At 41.8% G+C, this 19,452-nt stretch carries 25 protein-coding genes; 2 read left to right on the top strand and 23 right to left on the bottom strand.

Translation table 11 applies throughout. The features are described from left to right. Positions 1-12: 12 nt before the first annotated feature. The 6 genes from GOP56_RS02325 to GOP56_RS02300 form a co-directional block, all read right to left on the bottom strand. The gene (locus tag GOP56_RS02325; RefSeq protein WP_003338529.1) at positions 13-285 is read right to left on the bottom strand and encodes an HU family DNA-binding protein; all 273 of its coding nucleotides are present in this window, start codon (positions 283-285) and stop codon (positions 13-15) included. Between the two features lie 404 nt (positions 286-689). After that, complete coding sequence (gene spoIVA, locus GOP56_RS02320; RefSeq protein ID WP_003341806.1) at positions 690-2,168, bottom strand: stage IV sporulation protein A; 1,479 nt, start codon at positions 2,166-2,168, stop codon at positions 690-692. A 205-nt stretch (positions 2,169-2,373) separates the two neighbouring features. Then, positions 2,374-3,090 (bottom strand): hypothetical protein, encoded by a 717-nt coding sequence (locus tag GOP56_RS02315; protein WP_003338525.1) that lies wholly within the window; start codon positions 3,088-3,090, stop codon positions 2,374-2,376. A gap of 10 nt (positions 3,091-3,100) precedes the next feature. Beyond that, entirely contained in the window at positions 3,101-3,445 is a 345-nt protein-coding gene (locus GOP56_RS02310) for a 2Fe-2S iron-sulfur cluster-binding protein (protein WP_068793151.1), read from the bottom strand. Between the two features lie 15 nt (positions 3,446-3,460). Further along, positions 3,461-3,760, bottom strand: a complete 300-nt coding sequence (locus GOP56_RS02305; protein ID WP_101668024.1) for a 2Fe-2S iron-sulfur cluster-binding protein — start codon at positions 3,758-3,760, stop codon at positions 3,461-3,463. An 11-nt stretch (positions 3,761-3,771) separates the two neighbouring features. Then, positions 3,772-3,906, bottom strand: a complete 135-nt coding sequence (locus tag GOP56_RS02300) for a DUF2768 family protein (protein WP_231929042.1) — start codon at positions 3,904-3,906, stop codon at positions 3,772-3,774. 179 nt (positions 3,907-4,085) lie between these two features. On the opposite strand from GOP56_RS02300, the gene GOP56_RS02295 reads away from it, so the two are divergent. Beyond that, the gene (locus GOP56_RS02295) at positions 4,086-4,652 is read left to right on the top strand and encodes a hypothetical protein (RefSeq protein ID WP_003338520.1); all 567 of its coding nucleotides are present in this window, start codon (positions 4,086-4,088) and stop codon (positions 4,650-4,652) included. Positions 4,653-4,784: 132 nt separating this feature from the next. Here GOP56_RS02295 and GOP56_RS02290 read toward each other — a convergent pair whose 3' ends face one another. From GOP56_RS02290 to prsW, 16 genes are all read right to left on the bottom strand, one after another. After that, the gene (locus GOP56_RS02290; protein WP_003338519.1) at positions 4,785-5,048 is read right to left on the bottom strand and encodes a stage VI sporulation protein F; all 264 of its coding nucleotides are present in this window, start codon (positions 5,046-5,048) and stop codon (positions 4,785-4,787) included. Positions 5,049-5,131: 83 nt separating this feature from the next. Further along, positions 5,132-6,166, bottom strand: a complete 1,035-nt coding sequence (locus GOP56_RS02285) for an NAD(P)H-dependent glycerol-3-phosphate dehydrogenase (protein WP_003338518.1) — start codon at positions 6,164-6,166, stop codon at positions 5,132-5,134. 12 nt (positions 6,167-6,178) lie between these two features. Next, positions 6,179-6,784, bottom strand: a complete 606-nt coding sequence (gene plsY, locus GOP56_RS02280; protein ID WP_022583886.1) for a glycerol-3-phosphate 1-O-acyltransferase PlsY — start codon at positions 6,782-6,784, stop codon at positions 6,179-6,181. An 18-nt stretch (positions 6,785-6,802) separates the two neighbouring features. After that, positions 6,803-8,116, bottom strand: coding sequence for a ribosome biogenesis GTPase Der (gene der, locus GOP56_RS02275; RefSeq protein WP_163244385.1), 1,314 nt, complete (start codon positions 8,114-8,116; stop codon positions 6,803-6,805). A 55-nt stretch (positions 8,117-8,171) separates the two neighbouring features. Beyond that, on the bottom strand, positions 8,172-8,354 hold the full coding sequence (locus tag GOP56_RS02270) for a capping complex subunit for YIEGIA (RefSeq protein ID WP_003338513.1): 183 nt from the start codon (positions 8,352-8,354) through the stop codon (positions 8,172-8,174). Continuing rightward, positions 8,351-9,265: a YIEGIA family protein gene (locus tag GOP56_RS02265; protein ID WP_003341824.1), complete on the bottom strand. Its 915-nt coding sequence runs from the start codon at positions 9,263-9,265 to the stop codon at positions 8,351-8,353. Before GOP56_RS02265 ends, GOP56_RS02270 begins: the two co-directional genes overlap by 4 nt. 8 nt (positions 9,266-9,273) lie before the next feature. Further along, positions 9,274-9,930 carry a YphA family membrane protein gene (locus tag GOP56_RS02260; protein WP_163244384.1) on the bottom strand — a complete coding sequence of 219 codons (657 nt, stop codon included), beginning with the start codon at positions 9,928-9,930 and terminating at the stop codon, positions 9,274-9,276. A gap of 176 nt (positions 9,931-10,106) precedes the next feature. Beyond that, positions 10,107-11,288, bottom strand: coding sequence for a 30S ribosomal protein S1 (gene rpsA / locus GOP56_RS02255; protein ID WP_163244383.1), 1,182 nt, complete (start codon positions 11,286-11,288; stop codon positions 10,107-10,109). Positions 11,289-11,465: 177 nt separating this feature from the next. Continuing rightward, positions 11,466-12,059: a lysophospholipid acyltransferase family protein gene (locus GOP56_RS02250; RefSeq protein ID WP_163244382.1), complete on the bottom strand. Its 594-nt coding sequence runs from the start codon at positions 12,057-12,059 to the stop codon at positions 11,466-11,468. A gap of 14 nt (positions 12,060-12,073) precedes the next feature. Then, on the bottom strand, positions 12,074-12,724 hold the full coding sequence (gene cmk, locus GOP56_RS02245) for a (d)CMP kinase (RefSeq protein WP_003338507.1): 651 nt from the start codon (positions 12,722-12,724) through the stop codon (positions 12,074-12,076). 119 nt (positions 12,725-12,843) lie between these two features. Then, a complete protein-coding gene (locus GOP56_RS02240) occupies positions 12,844-13,029 on the bottom strand; it encodes a hypothetical protein (RefSeq protein ID WP_003338506.1) in 186 nt (61 codons plus the stop codon). 35 nt (positions 13,030-13,064) lie between these two features. Beyond that, complete coding sequence (locus GOP56_RS02235; RefSeq protein WP_163244381.1) at positions 13,065-13,748, bottom strand: flagellar brake protein; 684 nt, start codon at positions 13,746-13,748, stop codon at positions 13,065-13,067. 113 nt (positions 13,749-13,861) lie between these two features. After that, positions 13,862-15,238 (bottom strand): germination protein YpeB, encoded by a 1,377-nt coding sequence (gene ypeB / locus GOP56_RS02230; protein WP_003338503.1) that lies wholly within the window; start codon positions 15,236-15,238, stop codon positions 13,862-13,864. Positions 15,239-15,269: 31 nt separating this feature from the next. Next, on the bottom strand, positions 15,270-15,995 hold the full coding sequence (locus GOP56_RS02225; protein WP_242401339.1) for a cell wall hydrolase: 726 nt from the start codon (positions 15,993-15,995) through the stop codon (positions 15,270-15,272). Then, on the bottom strand, positions 15,925-16,089 hold the full coding sequence (locus GOP56_RS23255) for a hypothetical protein (protein ID WP_003341839.1): 165 nt from the start codon (positions 16,087-16,089) through the stop codon (positions 15,925-15,927). Before GOP56_RS23255 ends, GOP56_RS02225 begins: the two co-directional genes overlap by 71 nt. 23 nt (positions 16,090-16,112) lie before the next feature. Then, positions 16,113-16,787 carry a glutamic-type intramembrane protease PrsW gene (gene prsW, locus GOP56_RS02220; RefSeq protein WP_003341841.1) on the bottom strand — a complete coding sequence of 225 codons (675 nt, stop codon included), beginning with the start codon at positions 16,785-16,787 and terminating at the stop codon, positions 16,113-16,115. A gap of 89 nt (positions 16,788-16,876) precedes the next feature. Here prsW and GOP56_RS02215 point away from each other — a divergent pair, with 89 nt between their 5' ends. Continuing rightward, positions 16,877-17,848 (top strand): asparaginase, encoded by a 972-nt coding sequence (locus tag GOP56_RS02215; RefSeq protein ID WP_163244380.1) that lies wholly within the window; start codon positions 16,877-16,879, stop codon positions 17,846-17,848. Between the two features lie 156 nt (positions 17,849-18,004). On the opposite strand, the gene GOP56_RS02210 is transcribed toward GOP56_RS02215, so the two are convergent. Next, entirely contained in the window at positions 18,005-19,279 is a 1,275-nt protein-coding gene (locus GOP56_RS02210) for a Glu/Leu/Phe/Val family dehydrogenase (protein WP_003341845.1), read from the bottom strand. Positions 19,280-19,452 lie beyond the last annotated feature (173 nt).

Genomic DNA, 19,452 nt, shown 5'->3' with positions numbered 1-19,452 from the left:
TGGAGCTTCAATCTATTTGATTGAATCCTTCAGCTGTTTACCAGGTTTGAAGGCAGGAATCTTACTGGAAGCGATCTCGATCTCTTCCCCTGTTTGTGGGTTACGGCCTTTACGGGCAGCACGCTCGCGCACTTCGAAGTTTCCAAAGCCAATTAATTGAACTTTGTCACCCTCTTTTAGCGCATCAGAAATCGCATCAAGAACAGCGTCAACTGCTTTTGTAGCATCTTTCTTAGTTAGTTCAGACGTTTCAGCTACCTTTGCAATGAGTTCTGTTTTATTCATTACATTCACCTCCCCTCAAAACTTGGAGTTGCATAGATGGTATTACATGTCTTAACAGATTCAGCTAATTTTATACGCAGAATGGCGTAATTATGCCTTCTGACAAGCTTATAGTAATACAGAGATTTTATTTTTACAAGACTTTTCCACATCAAAAGCGAAAAACAGTTCTCTAGCAGGAGAACACTGGTTAAAAAAACACGATAGCACCTAAAAAACATTCGTCATCTATTATATAAAAAATGAAAAAATCTGTTGCTTTTTCAATCAAGCTCAAATAAATAATGTTGATGTGTTCCTTCCTTATGTCGCTTTATATTTTCTTCTCTTCAATAGCAAAAAACCCTGTTCTCCTCTCTCGTACTACGAAGAAAGAACAGGGTCTATCTATAGTGGCTTCACCTTTATAAGATGATGGCAATGAGTCCTCCAGAGCCTTCGTTAATAATACGTCCAAGAGTCTCTTGCAGCTTATAGCGAGCATTGTCAGGCATCATCAAAATCTTGGCTTGGATACCTTCGCGTACAATGGAATGCAGGGATCGGCCAAAAATGTCTGAGTTCCAAATCGCCAGCGGATCTTTATCAAAATCTTGCATCAGGTATCGCACCAGCTCTTCACTCTGCTTCTCCGTTCCTATAATCGGGGCAAACTCAGATTCCACATCAACACGAATCATGTGAATAGATGGTGCCGTAGCTTTAAGACGGACGCCGAAGCGTGGTCCTTGTCGAATCATCTCTGGCTCATCCAATGTCATTTCATGCAGAGATGGAGCCGCAATTCCATAGCCGGTGGAACGAACCATATGCAGTGCCTCTGCAACCTGATCATATTCTCGTTTTGCATGAGCAAATTCTTGCATAATTCGTAGTAAATGATCCTTGCCACTAATCTCCTCGCCAACGATTTCCATCAGGATTTGGTCATACAGGTGATCTGGTGCAATCAAATCAATCTCCGCTACACCGTGTCCCATATCCATACCGGCTAATGCGGCTTTTTCAATGAACTCATATTCGTTAAATTGTCCTACTACACGGTCCACATCGCGCAGACGACGAATATCTTTAACGGTCAATCCTACTGCTTCCTCATAGTTCTGACGCAACCAATGGCCGCTCTCAAGCACCATGACCCAGCTTGGCAGATTTACGTTTACCTCATGTACAGGGAATTCAAATAATACTTCTTTTAGAATCAAGAGAACTTCCGACTCTGTCATTGAATCAACAGAGAGAGCCACAACCGGAACATCATATTTCTCTTGAAGTTCGAGGCGTAATGCTTGTGTTTCTTCTGAGCGAGGGCGGGTGGAATTAATTAAGATCACAAAAGGCTTGCCTACTTCCTTCAATTCAGCTACTACACGCTCTTCGGCATCCACATAGCCTTCACGAGGTATTTCAGCAATGCTACCATCTGTTGTAACGACGATTCCGATGGTGGAATGCTCTTGGATGACTTTCCGCGTTCCTACTTCCGCCGCCTCTTCAAATGGGACTGGTTCTTCATACCAAGGCGTATTAACCATCCGAGGACCATTCTCATCCTCAAATCCCTTTGCTCCAGCTACTGTATATCCTACGCAATCCACAAGGCGTACATTTATATTAAGGCCTTCTGTTACGTTTATTTGTACAGCTTGGTTTGGAACAAATTTTGGCTCGGTCGTCATGATGGTTTTTCCGGAAGCACTTTGCGGTAGTTCATCCGTGGCGCGAATACGATCTGCCTCGGATGGAATATTAGGAATGACCGCTTGCTCCATAAAACGTTTGATAAATGTTGACTTCCCAGTACGGACAGGACCCACAATGCCAAGATAAATATCACCGCCCGTACGTTCTGCTATGTCTTTAAAGATATCGATTCGTTCCACCATCGAAAACCTCCTTGTGATTGTCTATTTAAATCTATGGCTCTTTTTCTTATTTATCCCTGATTTCGAACATTTTTAATAATCTTTTTTGTACAAGTGTTGTGGACAGTATCAATATATGAATAGATCGTATTTTTAGAACTAAAAAAGACGCCTGCAATATGCAGACGCCCGTTCATTATTCATGTCTATTTCTACTACTCGCTTATAATTGCAATAATTCTGGTTCATGATTCACCAGCTTGTAAGGAAAGGACTTCACAGGTACGAAAAATGTTTCCCGTGCCAATACATAGCGTGGATCTGTTCCCTTTGGCACATTCCATTTCTTCTCACGTAGTAGCGTAGCGATATCAATAGCGTAATCAATCCCTACTTCACCTTTCGCATTCATGATTAATGAGAGAGTATTTTGTGTATAGGGGCTATGAATTACAGGCTCCTTTATACCAATAAGATCATAGCGAATGGAAAAATAACCATTGCTTATGTGCTCCTTAATAGGTAGCTTATCATGAGAAATTTGATAACGAATAACCGCTTGCTGAACATCTGCCACTAGACTAACTGTAGGTAAATTGATGAGTTTCACCAATGGCTTTTCTTCCACATCAACCAAGACGTACTTAAAGTTACCCCCTTTTTCAAAAGCATTGGCCGGGGCATCTGGCATGTACTTTGGAACTAGTCTGGTAAAATCCACCTCATACTTTTCAAAGTAAGGCGTTGATGCATCCTTCGTAACAATAGGTAACACTCCAGATTGCTCTTGAAGTTGTTCTACTGCCTTTTGCGTTTGTTCTACATAAATTGGATGCGGTACCTGATTCTCCGATTTCCGGTCTGCTGGGTATAAGCAACCGCTTACGAAACTGGAAAGCAAAAGTACAAGAGCAAATAATATAATCTTCTTCTGAATCATGCTGTTCCTCCTACCATTCTTCCTCCTCAAGGCGTTGACGCTCCAAGGCTTTCTCCACAACTGATTTCCATCTTGACTCAGGAATACGCACGACAAGGTCTTCCTCCATCACTCGGACCTGACAAGCTAAACGCATTCCCCTCGCTTTATCACGCTCGGCTAATTTACGTTCTTCACCAGCTGATAACGGCGAGGCTGTTCCCTTCTCAATCGTTACTTTGCATAACAAACAAGCAGCATTTCCATCACAACGGGTAGGTATAGCGACACGAGCTACTCGGGAGAGCTGCAATATTGTTTGCCCCGGACGAGCTTTTATGGTTTTTTTACTCGGATAAAATGTTACTTTTGGCATATCTGCTCCCTCACTTTAATATGGGACATGCCACAAACGAACGGGGCCCTCTTCCTGAACTTGGATTTGACACCCCAAACGATAATGGTCCTGACGCTCTGCTTTTTTTAGACGCAGCTTTTCTTCTTTTGTGACTTCATTAAGAAATTCTGCTCCTTCCAAAATCTTTGTACGGCATTGTGCGCAGATACCTCTTTCGCATGCATGACCCCATTGTATTTTATTTTTTTTCGCTAATTTTACAATAGTCATATTTTTTTCAATTATGACTTCATGAGACTCTCCAAGCTTGGTAACCAATGTCAATTCTTTCATTCTACCATCTCCTAGACTAGTAATACGATTAAAATCATTCCAAACACAATCAACAGCATGAGAAATGCCAAGATTTTCAGAATAATACCTAGGAATGTCCCCGCTTTTTTACGTGAGAATAACAAGAGTAAATTGCACACAAACATAAGAAAAATCGCAAGAAGCGAAATATTCATTTTAGTCATGGGGTCAATGTACATATTCTTCTGCGTCCTTTACTTTTTCTTTTTAGCCTGATTATAGCATAATTATCCGGGTCAAGAACCTATTTAAGAGTAGTCGCATAGGATATTGAGATAATCCACGCCCATATGGAGGGAGCTGCATGAGTAAGCGAAAATGGCGAAATCCTTATGTCACCATTAATAAAAAACCTTCTCGTCCGAGTGCCAATAAAGCCAAAACAAAAGTAAAAGAAAATGCAACTATTGCTGTAAAAGAACCTGTAGTGGCAGAAACTGTTCAAAAAAAGGGACTTTTATCAAAGCTGCCATCGCTGGACATTCTAAGCACCCTTGATTTGCGTACCTCTGTCACCAAGGTGAGAACTAACATTAAAGGGATTAGCTCAACTATTCGCCAAATGGAAGATACAATGGAATCGATCTTTGGTGCGATGGAGATGTTGGACTCGTTTAGGAAGGTAAATAAAAGCGGGGACGTGAAAACAGCGAGTGAAGAGAGCTCGAATCAAAAGCAACAACATGAATCTGCCTTTCTCTTTGACGATGAGGAGGAGACGGAAGAAACAGCTCCTGCTCAAGAAAATACGTCAAACCCATTTAGCGGACTAGATATTGGCCAATTGTTGGGATTACTGCAATCACCTTTAGTGCAAAGTCTTTTAACCCAATCATCAAGCGACTCTGGCAAACGAAAAAAAGAGGGGTAGGATTCCCCTCTTTTTTTCTTGATTGGATAGAGCAGCCATGTCCCTGTAGAGCCATGATTGTTCCTATTTTACTCTATGTGATTGTAGAAGGCTGGGAACTAGCGAAGTGGCCCATTTATGAGCAAAAGAAGCCTATTTCATTTTATCAAGCATTCCAGATAGATCAGCCGGATTAAAGGAGCCATTTTGAACCATGCCCATAATCTCTTCTTCTTTGTCTGAACTTACGGCAACTCCGCTCATCATGGAAACCATCTGAATCAACTGACGCAGCTTCTGCTCATCTTGTAGGTCCTCTTTACTAAAAGAACTAGCAAGCTGAAACAACTGCGATTGATCAATGTTAGTCTTGCCCGTTAACTTGTTGAACAAACTTCTAGATATTCGCTTATTCATGTGTAACTCCTCCTCATACGTCCCAATTCTCAAAATGGGTACTCTCTTTAGCGTATGAAGCGGGAGCAAAATTGGTGTAAAGCCTATTTATCCTTATATCGAACGATATCTTCTAGCTCAAGTCTGCGCCCTCTCCCCATCAGCTCTTCCACTGCCTGACGAGGGGAGCAATCCCCAAAGAACACCTGATAAAACACCTTGGTGATGGGCATCTCTACGCCTTCTCTCTCAGCTAGTGCTTTTGCAGCCTTAGTGGTGCGCACTCCTTCAACAACCATTCCCATATGAGCAAGAACCTCATCAAGATTTTTTCCTTGGCCTAGCATATAGCCAGCTCGCCAGTTACGGCTATGCTTACTGGTACACGTCACCACCAAGTCTCCTACTCCTGCAAGTCCAGCAAACGTTAAAGGATTAGCACCCAATTTTACACCTAAACGTCCTATTTCGGCCAAACCACGGGTTAACAATGCAGCTTTGGCATTATCCCCATATCCTAAACCGTCGCTAAGACCAGCTCCGAGTGCAATAATATTTTTTAAGGCACCCGCAATTTCAGCACCGATCATGTCAGGGTTGGTGTATACACGGAAGTAGGAATTCATCAAAATATCCTGAGCTTTGAGCATGCTTTCCTCACATTCGGAAGCTACAACGACTGTTGTTGGTGATTGTTGAATTACTTCTTCAGCATGACTTGGTCCTGTTAACACCACAACGCGATCACCAATCTCCTTAGGCACCTCTTCTCTGATCACTTCTGACATGCGTTTTAGACTCTCCAGCTCGAAGCCTTTAGTTGCATGAATAAGTGTCACATCAGGGTGTAGCCACGGAGATATTTGCTTTACTACCTCACGCATTGCCTTTGAAGGTAATGCCAGAATAATAGAAGTTTTTTCTGTAACCACTTGTTGTAGGTCTGTTTCTGCAACGATCGTGTCGGATAATGTGATGCCTGGTAAGTACTTTTCGTTGGTATGGTTTGTGTTGATCTCATGTGCATTTTTTGGATCTCGAACCCATAATGTCACCTGAAAATCATTCGCTGCACAGACTGAAGCTAGGGCGGTACCCCAACTGCCTGCTCCAATCACTGCTATGCGCTTAGTCAACATTCTTCCCTCCACTCAGCTTAGTTTCCTATTCGATTTATCACCAAGTTTACGCTCTGTTCCGTTCCATAGATTAACCAAATTGGAATAATGCCGATAATAAGCCAATGCAGGAATGGCTAAGGTAATCAAGAAAATATAAATGTCCTGTTTAAAAAACCAAATCAAGATAGGAAATAAAGTAACAAAAAGCAACGATCCCACAGAGACATACCTGGTAATAGCAATACAAATAATAGTCAGAATCGTACAAATCAAAAATGCTAGTGGCGATAAGGCCAAAGCTACCCCAACAGTTGTAGCAATGCCTTTGCCGCCACGGAATCCATAAAAAATGGGCCAATTGTGCCCAACGATCGCTAATATTCCAGAAAAAGCATACGCCACAGGATCTCCATTAGTAAGCCAATGAGTTATGTACATGGCTAGCACACCTTTTAATAGATCCAAAAGTAAAACCACAATCGCCGGTCCTTTACCTAGAACACGAAGCGTATTAGTCGCTCCAGCATTCCCACTACCATGACTTCGGATGTCAATACCAGCTATTTTTTTAGCAACTAAATAGCTGAAACTGACAGAACCAAGCAAATAACTGATGACCAGAGAAATCAATACCATCATTGCATTCTCCACTCCCTATGTTTTCTTACGGGTTAAAATACGGATTGGCGTTCCTTCAAATTCAAACGCTCCGCGAATTTTATTTTCTAAATATCTTTCATAGGAGAAATGCATTAACTCAGGATCATTTACAAACACGATAAACGTTGGTGGTTTAACAGCAACCTGTGTCGTATAATTGATTTTAAGACGTTTTCCTCTGTCTGTTGGCGGAGGTGCCATAATGGTAGCATCCGTAATCAAATCATTTAAGACCGAGGTGTTCACTCGCATTGAATGTGAATCTGCTACAGCATTGACTTTAGGTAAAATGGTATGAACACGTTGTTTCGTCTTCGCAGAAACATAAAGAATCGGTGCATACGATAAGTATTTGAACTCTTCACGGATCAGCTCTGTAAAACGTTGCATGGTTTTATCATCTTTTTCCAAGGCATCCCATTTGTTCACGACAATGATGACTCCACGGCCAGCCTCATGTGCGTATCCGGCAATCTTCTTATCTTGCTCGATGATGCCTTCTTCGCCATTGATTACCACCAATACAACGTCAGAATCCTCTATCGCTTTAAGTGCGCGCATTACGCTATACTTCTCGGTGCCTTCGTATACTTTGCCTTTTTTACGCATACCGGCTGTATCTACTAGCACATACTCCTGTCCATCACGTACAAACGGCGTATCAATCGCATCGCGTGTTGTACCTGCGATCTCGCTGACAATTACGCGCTCTTCGCCCAAAATTGCGTTGGTTAAAGAGGATTTCCCTACATTAGGACGTCCAATGATAGACACACGAATCACATCATCGCGCTTCTCCTCTGCATCCACAGGAGGCAAGTGATGGAAAACCTCGTCTAGCATATCACCTAAGCCAAGACCATGTGATCCTGAAATCGGGAATGGCTCTCCTACGCCCAATTGATAAAACTCATAAATATCATTACGCATCTCAAAATTATCTACTTTGTTGACAGCTAATACAATTGGCTTACCTGTCCGGTTTAACATACGAGCTACATTTAAATCAGCATCAGTAACACCAGAGCGTACATCAACGATCAAAATAATAACATCTGCCTCATCAATAGCCAATTCTGCCTGATAGCGCATTTGCGTTAAGATTTGATCCGTCTCAGCAAATTCAATTCCACCTGTATCAATGACGTGAAATTCACGATTTAACCATTCACCTTTTGCATATAAACGGTCACGTGTAACTCCTGGTTTGTCTTCTACTATAGCAACTCTTTCGCCGATCAATCGATTAAAGATCGTTGACTTCCCTACATTCGGGCGGCCTACGATTGCAACTACTGGTAATCCCATACTACACAACACTCTCTCTCTGCTAGCTTATTTCATCTATTAATCATACCATATTCTACTTGTGCCTAACAATGACCAGGATTTCTGGTGTAATTTGATGAATCATTGCATCTGTTATTTTTTCTAGTGTAAACGCCATATCTTGCATCTCTTGATTATCCTTGGCAAAAAAGATAGGCGCTCCGCCTGCTACATCTCCTTTTCTGGTTGTAATGATCGCCACAATACCAGCATTCATGATGAACTCCCCTTTGGCTGATTTACCTTAGCTTCACTAGGCATCCGAATGGCACTTTCAATAATAGGCGTATTTTCAAGGACACGTTGCCCTTTTTCGATTCCATGCTCATAGGGTAACAGAAAAATCCCCATGCGACCCGTTTTCAAATCTCGTTTTACCAAAGGAGTAAGAGAAGGCTCCCCCTCGTCTGAATAAATTCCTAAAATCGTTGAGGCATCGTGAAGAATAGCCTGGCGTTGTCCTGGATGCGCAATCGTTACCTTTGCATTGGCATTCTTAGGAATTAGTATATAGCCTACACCTCGCTCCCTGATGGTGTCCTGAGCTTCGGGCGACCCTACATTCATTATATAAATGTCGTCTACATATAAATGCACGCCATCGAGACGAATAGATGATGGTACCACGTCCGCTATGTGTTTCAATGATTTCCCCGATTTAAAGGCACGAGAAATCAATAAAACAACTATCCCTACCAATACTCCTCCGTACCAATTGAACAGCACAGTCGCAAACGTAGTACAAAATGAAGCGAAAATGACCAGATAATTACGCCCTTCGAAAACCATCGCAATTCCTTCAATATAACTCCCACCTCGTGGAACGAGTTCGTGCTTATCTATCTCTGTCAGGGTTGCTCGTTCCATGTTCCGAACATCCCTAAACTGTTGAGCAGCAAGAGCTAAAAACGTAATGGCTGTGTAGTCCTCCTTTAAAAAGGATGGTACCGCAACCGCCCCTAATCCAGAGGCAATAATTCCTAATGCTATATGAATTAGTTTACCATGAGGATAAGTAGGATATTGCCGATAATCTGTCCGCAGTAAATACAGCCGTGTGACAATCCCAGCGAGAATTCCAAGTAAAAGCGGGACCACGTACTCATTTGAAAGCAATTCTTTGATCATATGTTGTTTCACCTGTTCGTAGGGGATTTTGATTTAAACCGAATCAAAGGGGCAATTCTTGTGCGAAAGGCCACACCCGTTTTTTGAAGCAATTGAATCACCAAATAACAGATTGACCACAAGGCGAATGCTGTCCAAAATAAATCTTGCTGGTACTCTCCTCCAATGATGCAGCGTTCTGTAAGGGAGAGAAAAGAAACCTGATAAAACGCATCTGATAACGGAAAAGCAACACACAGTAAAAACCAATGGTAGATAGCATGCCTGGTCACAATAAAACACAAAATGACACAAAGAACCGGTAAAATCATGATCTCATCTATGAATAAAAGCACCGGGTCCCAAAAAAACAATTTACGCAACAGGATAAGCGCAAAGGCAAGAAGGATAGCACTCGTTATCATATACTTTCGCCGCTTCTTTTTGAGATGATACCATAATGTCCCGCCTAACAATAAGGGGAGAAGCATCCCGCTCACATTTACCTCTACAGGCAAAAGAAAAAGTCGCCACTCACTGTAGCTTGTAACAAGAAAAGCCGTTAGAATCAACAACGCTGTTGAACGTTTCCAGCCCATTTGATGTAAAAAACGATCAGTAAGTCCCATCCAGACCACGCAAAGTAGTGTCCACTCTACAATCATGGCTATTGTTCCATCATTCATTTGACAACACCTTCATTAGTTAACATAGGCTTCATAGGTAAGTAATCCTAGTATGACTCAGATACAGGACAAGTAATCCCATTTGACAAAATCTACTAAAAAAGAGGCAAGCCACTCCATTAATCTAATGATTAACGAGCACTTGCCTCTTTCACGTATAGTACGGTATTACGTGTTTATTTTAACTTGTCACGTAGGTCGCCGAACAAATCGCCCAGCGTTACACCCATACCCTGTTGATTGTTGTCTTGTGTATATTGTTGCAGTTCCTTACGAGATACACGTTCTGCTTCTTCGTCGCGATCTTCTTCTACCGCGCGAATACTTAAGCTTACACGTTGCTCAGCAGGATTGATTTCCAGGACCTTCACATTTACTTCTTGCCCTTCTTTTAATACCTCACTAGGTGATTTCACACGGCGGTTTGCGATTTGTGAGATATGCACCAAGCCCTCTACATGAGGAGCAATCTCTACAAATGCACCAAAACCGGTTAAACGCTTCACTGTACCAGTGACCACGTCACCTTTTTTGAACTTCTCAGCGATATCATGGTAAGGTCCTGGTTGCGCTTCTTTCATGCTCAAGCTGATGCGCTCATTTTCCTTATCCACCTTCAAAACCTTCACTTTAACCTTGTCGCCTTCTTTTACTACATCAGCAGGTTTTTCTACATGCTCCCAAGCTAATTCGGACACATGTACCAGCCCGTCTACACCACCGATATCAACAAATACGCCAAAATCAGTCAGGCGTTGCACAGTACCCTCAAGAATATTTCCAGCTTCGATTCTATCCAGTACTTTGCCTTTGCTCGCTTTGGCCTCTTCTTCTAACACAGCTTTATGAGAAAGGATCACCTTGTTCTTTTCTTGATCCAATTCCATAACTTTTAGCGTGAGCGTACGTCCTTTGTAATCGCTAAAATCCTCTACAAAATGACGCTCTACCATAGAAGCAGGGATAAAACCACGCAGACCTACATCAACTACAAGTCCACCTTTTACTACGTCTTTCACTTCTGCTTCGATCGTTTCATTGTTTTGTTGCTTTTTAGCTAGTTCTTCCCATGCTATTTGAGCATCTACCGCTTTTTTCGAAACAACCAGCTCTTCTTTTTCTTCATTCAGTTTTGTTACTTTTACAGTAAACTCATCGCCTTCTGAAACAATATCAGAAGTTTTTTCTACATGAAGACCAGAAAGCTCACTGATTGGGATAAGACCATCATATTTGTAGCCTACATCGACCAATACTTGTTTCTCTTCTACCTTTGTCACTTTTGCCTTCACAATGTCCCCTACGGACAGAGTTTGAACATCTGTTAGACTTACGTTGTTATCTGTGCCATCGACCATTGAACAAACCTCCTCGAATGCCAACATTGACATGTAAGTGTTATTGAAGCCAACCTGTGAACAAAATATATTAAACCCCGCCAATGGCGTGTGGTCTTCCAAATTTTAAGCAGGAGAGTAGCTATTAGTATATGATGATACTGGAAAAACCATACAAATTCCAGAAATGTAACTTTGCTACTGTTGATGAGTATCTTTCAATTTTTGAATCTCGCTCATGATCACCTGCGTTACCTCGCGCATCGTTTCACTGCTGCTTTTAGCCTCTCGGTATTTCGAGATATCAATTGGCTTTCCATACACGACCTTTACTTTGTGGAACAAACGGTATGGTCCAATGATTGCCACAGGAATGATAGCTGCCTCTGATTTGAGAGCAAACATCGCTACTCCCGTCTTTCCCTCGCTCAATTCTCCGGTTTTGCTTCGCGTTCCTTCTGGAAAAATACCAAAGACCTTTCCCTGCTCTAGAACCTGTAGTGTAGTGCGGATAGCACCACGGTCATTACCACCACGCTTAACGGGAATAGCATTAAAGCTTTTCAATAAATGGGACAAAACAGGGAACCTAAACAATTCTTCTTTTGCCATATAACTGACTTGTCTATCTATTCCACATCCTAGTAAGGGCGGGTCCCAATTACTGATATGATTAGAGCATAGAATGACTGGACCTTCATTTGGCACATTCTCATATCCAATGGACTCATATCGGTATAGTCCTTTAAGCACAATACGGAAGATAGCTCGAAAAAATTTATAAAGAATCAATGTATTTCACCCAATCATTTGCAAAGCGCAAGAATTTTATTAACAACCTCATCTAGCGGCATTCCGGTGGTGTCTAATAAGATAGCATCATCTGCCTGCTTGAGTGGGGCTGTTTCTCGCTCACGGTCACGTTTATCACGCTCTGCAATTTCCTTTTGTAATTCGTTTATATCAGGTTGTTCTCCTTTTGCAAGAAGATCACCAAAACGACGTGTAGCTCGCTCTTCTATGGAAGCTGTCAGAAAGATCTTCACTTCAGCTTCAGGTAACACGTGAGTACCTATATCACGCCCATCCATAACCACGTTTCCTTGCTGAGCCATCTCACGCTGTAGTATCAGCATTGTAGCACGAACCGCTGGATAGCTCGCTACTACGGAAGCATAATTACTAACTTCCTGTGTGCGAATTTGATGAGTGATATCCTCATGATCCCAATACACACGCTGTCCTTCCTCTGTGCGCTTCAACTCAATCTTGGCTTGCTGTAGCAGGCTTGCAACGGATTCCTGATCCTCAATTGCAGTGCCGTTCTTTAATACAGCCCATGCCAAAGCCCGATACATCGCTCCTGTATCAATATAAACGTACTGTAATGCAGCAGCCACAAGCTGTGCTACGGTACTCTTCCCTGCACCAGCAGGTCCATCAATTGCAATATTCATTATGTAAATTCACCTACTAGAGTTTAAATACGTTAATAATGAAGAAAAGCCTCGAGCGAAGACAGTTCGTCGAAGCCAAGCTATGGTATATTGTACCACAGTAGCGCTTATGAAGCAAATTAGCGGATGGCTGGGATGCCCTCCACTCTCTCAACGCGAACGAAATAAGGGCGAATGGAACCCCATGTTAAAATAGTTTGAGCCAACAGTAAAGAAGCAATAAAAACAATGATAGCTTTCACAAGATGTCTCTCTAAACGACTGGACAGCAATATAAAGCGAGCATCAAACGTTGATTTTTTCATGGAGTAACGCTCCTCTTCCTGTTGATAGTCAACCGTTATTCAACTATACCTTTTTGTCTTATTTCCAATTGACGTTCATAGCATACACGAACAATTTTAGCTCGATCTGCTTCCGATATGGCTGTAAACTGTAGAGATATCCAATTAAAGTCACTCAGCTCCTGCTCCTGAACGCGTGCTACCTGTGCTTTTGCAAAGGCATGACTAACAGTCCCCGCTTTTGCTGGCAAGCTAATCCACATATCTACTTCCTGCTCTTCTTCTAAGAAATGGTTCTTGGGACATGCAAATGCTAGACCACCACCACTAATATCCAGCGTCTTCGCTAGGAACTTCTGTTTTCCTCGAATGCTTGGATAGCTAACAGAGATCTCAAAGCTTGCAGGTACTCGTAGATAGCCTCTGCGTTGCGTGCGAACGATCTGCTCCTTTGGCACTTTTTCCATTAAAAGCATTGGTATATTTTCTTGCTTGGTACCAACAATTTTGGTTTCAAAATCAAAACGCGAGCCATCCTGTCCAACATACCATACGAAACAGGTCGTCCCAATTGAAAGAGTCTTCGTTCTGCCTGTTTCCTCGTCGATGGGTAATTCAATTGCAATGTTTTTTTCAGAATAATCTGCTACTCTAGTCTTATATACTTCTTTACTTTGCTCTTCTGACAAGGACGCGAGTGATAGACGCATCACTTGTCCTACTTGAGGTAGCACACTCACTCTTATTTCCTCCCCTTCTCACCCTCTTCCAACATTATACACACGCTGTTATCCATACAGCAAACAAAGAAGTTTGCCCTTAGACAAACTTCTTTGTACTCTCTCTTATCCTCTTATCCTTTTTCGCCATGATTTGGCATTTTTTGCTCGCCTACACTCATTTTTATTACATCCTCTTCTTCACCTGTCTGGGCATTGATATAGATCATATAGATATCCTTTTCAAATTGCCCAGAGAACTCATATGCTAATACTTCTTTCCCGTTGTTTTTCCCCTGAATCATGGCAAGTCTAGATTCCGTAACCTTAACATGTGGATTGATCATCGTTCTTGCTTGCTTGGCGGATACCTTTGCTTTTGGAATGATGCGCTGCTTATGGTTAAATAAATATTCGACAGCATGAAAACCATTTACATCCCCATTATCAAGCGCTACTTTGACCGTTACGGAATCAGGATAGATGAGCACGTCTTCCACTTTTGGCACAAACGTAAATACTCCTATCCCTCCGTATGTATCTCGTTCCGTCGCTACCATGTCGCCGTATCCCTTTTCTTTTAGAAACTTCTTAGCGCTTTTTTCCGCCTGATCTAAGTTCAATTTTGTTTGTTTGATTTCTCTTTCGTTTAATAACCAGACTACCTTTCCGCCTTTTTTGGTTACATCCATATTGATCGGACTAGCGTTTTTACCAGTTATACGGACACTGTATGCATTGTATTGCATGCCTTTTCCGTTCTTTTCAACAGAAACCTTGTCACCAGACGAAATTTTACCAACGAATTTTTTAGCAATATCGATCGCTTGCTGTTCACTAACTGTTTTTCCTGATATGCCCTTAATGCGTTGCTGGCGTTTCGTTTCCATATTTTGGACAGTCATTCCCCACTCCATTTCAGGGAACTCCTGCACTTTTTTATCAATCGTTTTAAAACCGTCAATGATGGTGTTATCACCAGGCTGTTGCTGTTTAGCTAAGGCCGTTTCTACATCCATCCAGCGCAATTTACTATCAAGAACCTTAGTTTGCACACCAGATAATTCTTTTTGGATGTGCTTAGAGTTCTGGTACAATTTATTGAGTGTTTTATACTCTTTTTCACTCAACGGATGCTGATTTAAATCTCTCACGGCTACTTCATAAGAAAAATCTGCTACTTTGGATAAAAATTCTTCTGTGTGATTGAATGGCATTAGCGTCAAAGGAAGTTGACCGACATCGTTTTGCGAGGTATACGCTAAACGCCACACATTCGTAAGACACGGAGCTAGTTGCTTGCGTGTGTTTAATACAACAGATTTTCCTAACTCATCATGCAGTTTATTCATATGAAAGTTTAAATCATGGAAGGCTCTTTGGTATTGATTCTCTGCTTTGATTAGTATGCTGTTTTTTTCGTTATGTTCCTGATAGCCCCATACACCAACACCGACCAATCCGATTAAACATACTGGAAACAGCACTCGTGAAATTGCACCATAAACCATTTCTAGATCCTCCTTCTTCCGTTGTTATTGATTAGCGGCAGAATATATGTTTACCAATTTTTTTTACTTGAGGACGCCCCCATATCCATTTGGATGTAGCTGTTTCGGGATTAAAATAATAGGTACATCCTTCAGTAGGGTCCCACCCCTTTAAAGCATCCTTCACTGCTTTCTTCGCATTTTCATTCGGGCTTAAATAAATCTGACCATCTGCTACCGCAGTAAAAGCACGAGGTTCAAAAATAACAGCGGAAGGCGTATTGGGAAACGATGAACTCTTTGTCCGATTTATAATTACGGCCGCAATCGCTACTTGCCCGATGTACGGTTCTCCACGCGCTTCTCCATATACCGCATTTGCCATTAGCTTAAGGTCATTTTCTGATAGCTGTGAAGCTGAAAACGTTTTTTGTGCTGTGGTAGCTGCCACTGGTGTTACCTTAGATTCCATCGGCTGATCTGCATGCTGGTGCTCCACTTGGGGTGGGGTAGTAGCAAGTATTAAATAGAATGCCGTACAGATTACTACAACTGTACTTGCAACCATTAGCCTCCATGTTTTGACCTCTTTACTCCTCATTGGACTTCCTCCTTCAGACCGGTAAATTTCCTTTCCTTGTCTGTATTGTTCGTGAGGGAAATCATGTTTATACAAAAAGAAAGAGACCAGTAAATACCAGTCTCTTTCATTCTTCCAGATGGGTAATATCAAATTTTTCTTGATTGTCGCAGATACATTGCTTAAATCCTGTGTCAACTTTTCCTTCCATGCCTGGGCGACCACGCAAGATAAATTTTTCGCCGCATTGGTTGCACCGTATCATAATTTTAGATCGCTGGGTTTTGAACAATTACAGTCGCCTCCTCATAACCTTTATTGTGGACGATTGTATATATTTTTAGAACTGATATCGTGAGCCAGTTCTACTTTTTTCATTCCAAACCACCAAAGTATTGCCATATATGGCACGACCAGGAACAACCAATAATTAACAGACAGAAAAATAAAATTGTAAATCGCATGATAACACATGGGCAGCATTAAAGAGACAAATAATAACCATAGTGGATTCTCGTCGGCATTTGCAAATTTAGCTCTACCCATAAAATAGCCCATATAGATACCGAACAAAGCATGGCTAGAAACTGGTAATAATGCACGCCACATGGCAACTTGCTTTCCGTTAATCACAAGATACAAAAAGTTTTCAAGCGTCGCAAAACCAAGGGAAACCGCTACAGCATAGACAATACCATCATACGGCTCGTTAAACTCTACATGCTTATATGCGGTATGAAATACAACTAACCATTTAAAAAATTCTTCCACAACCGCAGGTGAAATTACCGTGTTAAACCAGACGGAATCGATGCCCCACTCATTTTGAAAAATATATTGCAACACCATTACGGGAAAAGCAAGCAAGATACCAAAAATAAAAGAGCGCACTACCATTGATATTGGCTCCGGCTCTAAGTTATCGCGCAAATAAAAATAACACAGCAAAGCAAGTCCTGGCGCCAAAGCTGCACCAATTAACGGAATCATATTTTCTTGTTTGCTCCTTTACATAGGTTCCCTATTCATCGTACCATGAAAGATAATATATGAAAACCCGCAACAGGAGAGAGATCCCTATGAAAAAAGTGCTAGTGATAAATACAGGCGGTACCATTGCCATGTCAGTTGAAGAAGGTACAGAAAGCGTTAAACCGTTAGACGAGCATGTCCTAAATCATAATCTTCCCTATTTAAGTAAATATGCTGATGTTGTCATGAAGGATTTCGTTAATCTACCAAGCCCACACATGACGCCTGCTATTATGAATAAACTACGGGAAATCATTGAGCAAGAGCTGTTACAGGATACTTACGATGGCATCGTTATTACTCATGGTACGGATACCCTCGAAGAAACCGCATACTTTCTTGACCTTACCCTGCCAGTAACCGTGCCGATTGTCGTTACAGGCGCTATGCGATCTAGTAATGAATTAGGAGCTGACGGTCCAGTCAATCTGATTTCTTCCGTTCGCACGGCTATCGACCCTAGCAGTCGCAACAAAGGTGTACTTGTGGTTTTTAATGACGAAATTCATGCAGCCCGGCACGTAACCAAAACCCATACCTCTAATGTAGCTACTTTCCAATCTCCCTCCTATGGGCCGATTGGGACTATCTCAAAGAAATCCATTCAATATCATCATGCACCACTTTCACGCGAGTTTTACGAAATATCGCATGCGGATGGAAATGTACCGCTTATTAAGGCAGTCACAGGTATGGACCCTACCTGGCTTCACTTTTTATTAGACCAAAAAATTGACGGAATGGTAATTGAAGCATTCGGATTAGGAAACCTGCCTCCGATGATCCTTCCTGTATTAAAGGAGCTATTACAGCGAAATGTACCTATTGTAGTTGTTTCTCGTTGCTACAATGGACAGGTACAAGACCTATATGGATACGAAGGTGGAGGCCGTCAATTAAAAGACATGGGTATGATCTTTTCAAACGGATTAAATGGACAAAAGGCTCGTCTGAAGCTGTTGGTAGCCTTGCAGCAAACCGTTGATTCAACTAAATTGCAAGATTGCTTCGATCACTAAAAACTTAGTGTATATTAGTAACAGCCACGTAGAAGTAGGATATTTCCTTTCTGCGTGGCTGTTTTGGTTTGCTCTACCCGTTCCCCATCCTTGCTCATTATAATGATAAGAAAAAAAGCCTTCTTGGCATTAAACCAAGAAGGCTCTTCATTTAGCTTACACCCATCCGCGGAAACGTGATGCTTCCGCCATCTTACGAGCGCCTACCATGTAAGCAGCTAAGCGCATATTTACACGGCGTGTTTGAGAAGTCTGATAGACGTTTTCAAACGAGCGCACCATTACACGTTCTAGCTTCTCTTCCACTTCTTCTTCTGTCCAATAGTAACCTTGGTTGTTTTGTACCCACTCGAAGTACGATACTGTTACACCGCCAGAGCTAGCAAGTACGTCAGGCACTAACAAAATGCCGCGTTCTGTCAAAATTTTTGTAGCTTCCAAAGTAGTTGGTCCATTGGCTGCTTCTACTACAATAGAAGCTTTGATGTTATGTGCATTATCGGCTGTGATTTGGTTTTCAATAGCAGCCGGTACAAGAATATCGCAATCCAATTCCAATAGTTCTTTATTGGAAATGGTATTAGTAAATAGTTTGGTAACAGTACCAAAGGAATCACGACGATCTAAAAGGTAATCAATATCCAAACCATTTGGATCGTATAGAGCACCATAAGCATCAGAGATACCTACCACTTTAGCACCTGCATCATGCATGAATTTAGATAAATAGCTTCCTGCATTACCAAAGCCTTGTACAACCACGCGAGCACCTTCCAGGTTGATACCTACTTTCTTAGCAGCTTCTCGAATGCAGATCGTTACTCCCTTTGCTGTAGCAGTTTCACGACCATGAGACCCACCTAATGCAATAGGTTTACCTGTAATAAATCCTGGAGAGTCAAACTCACGAATACAGCTATACTCATCCATCATCCAAGCCATGATTTGTGAATTGGTAAATACGTCTGGAGCAGGAATGTCTTTCGTTGGTCCAACTAGTTGACTGATAGCGCGTACATAACCGCGGCTAAGACGCTCTAATTCTGGGAAGGACATTTCACGCGGATCACAAATAATTCCACCTTTTCCTCCACCATAAGGCAAATCAACAATTCCCGCTTTCAAGCTCATCCAAATAGAAAGCGCTTTCACTTCATCCTCTGTAACTTCTGGATGGAAACGTATGCCGCCTTTTGTTGGACCAACAGCGTCGTTGTGTTGGGCACGATAGCCTGTGAACACTTTAGTCTCGCCATTGTCCATTCGAACTGGGATGCGAACAGTCAGGACTCGCAAAGGCTCCTTTAACAGTTCGTACATCGACTCTTGGTAACCTAGTTTTTCTAGTGCTTCCTTAATCACCGTCTGCGTCGAAGCCAAAAGATTCAAACTTTCTTTTTGTTGCGCAGTCTCAGTGTTGTTGGTTACCATTTCGTGATTCCCCATTGTATAATCACCTCAAAAAGTTATGTTCAGTAAATCCATCGTTCAGTATACACGCTCAATACCTGAAAGAGAAGTAAAAATTCTGCTTTTTCCTTATTTATAAGAACTTTCAAGAAAAAACAGAAATTCTCGCTTGTCACTAAACTTTCCTACAGCCA

Origin of the sequence: Brevibacillus sp. 7WMA2, assembly GCF_010748895.1 — a bacterium.
GTDB lineage: Bacteria > Bacillota > Bacilli > Brevibacillales > Brevibacillaceae > Brevibacillus_B > Brevibacillus_B halotolerans.
This window is presented reverse-complemented; position numbering and strand designations above follow the sequence as displayed.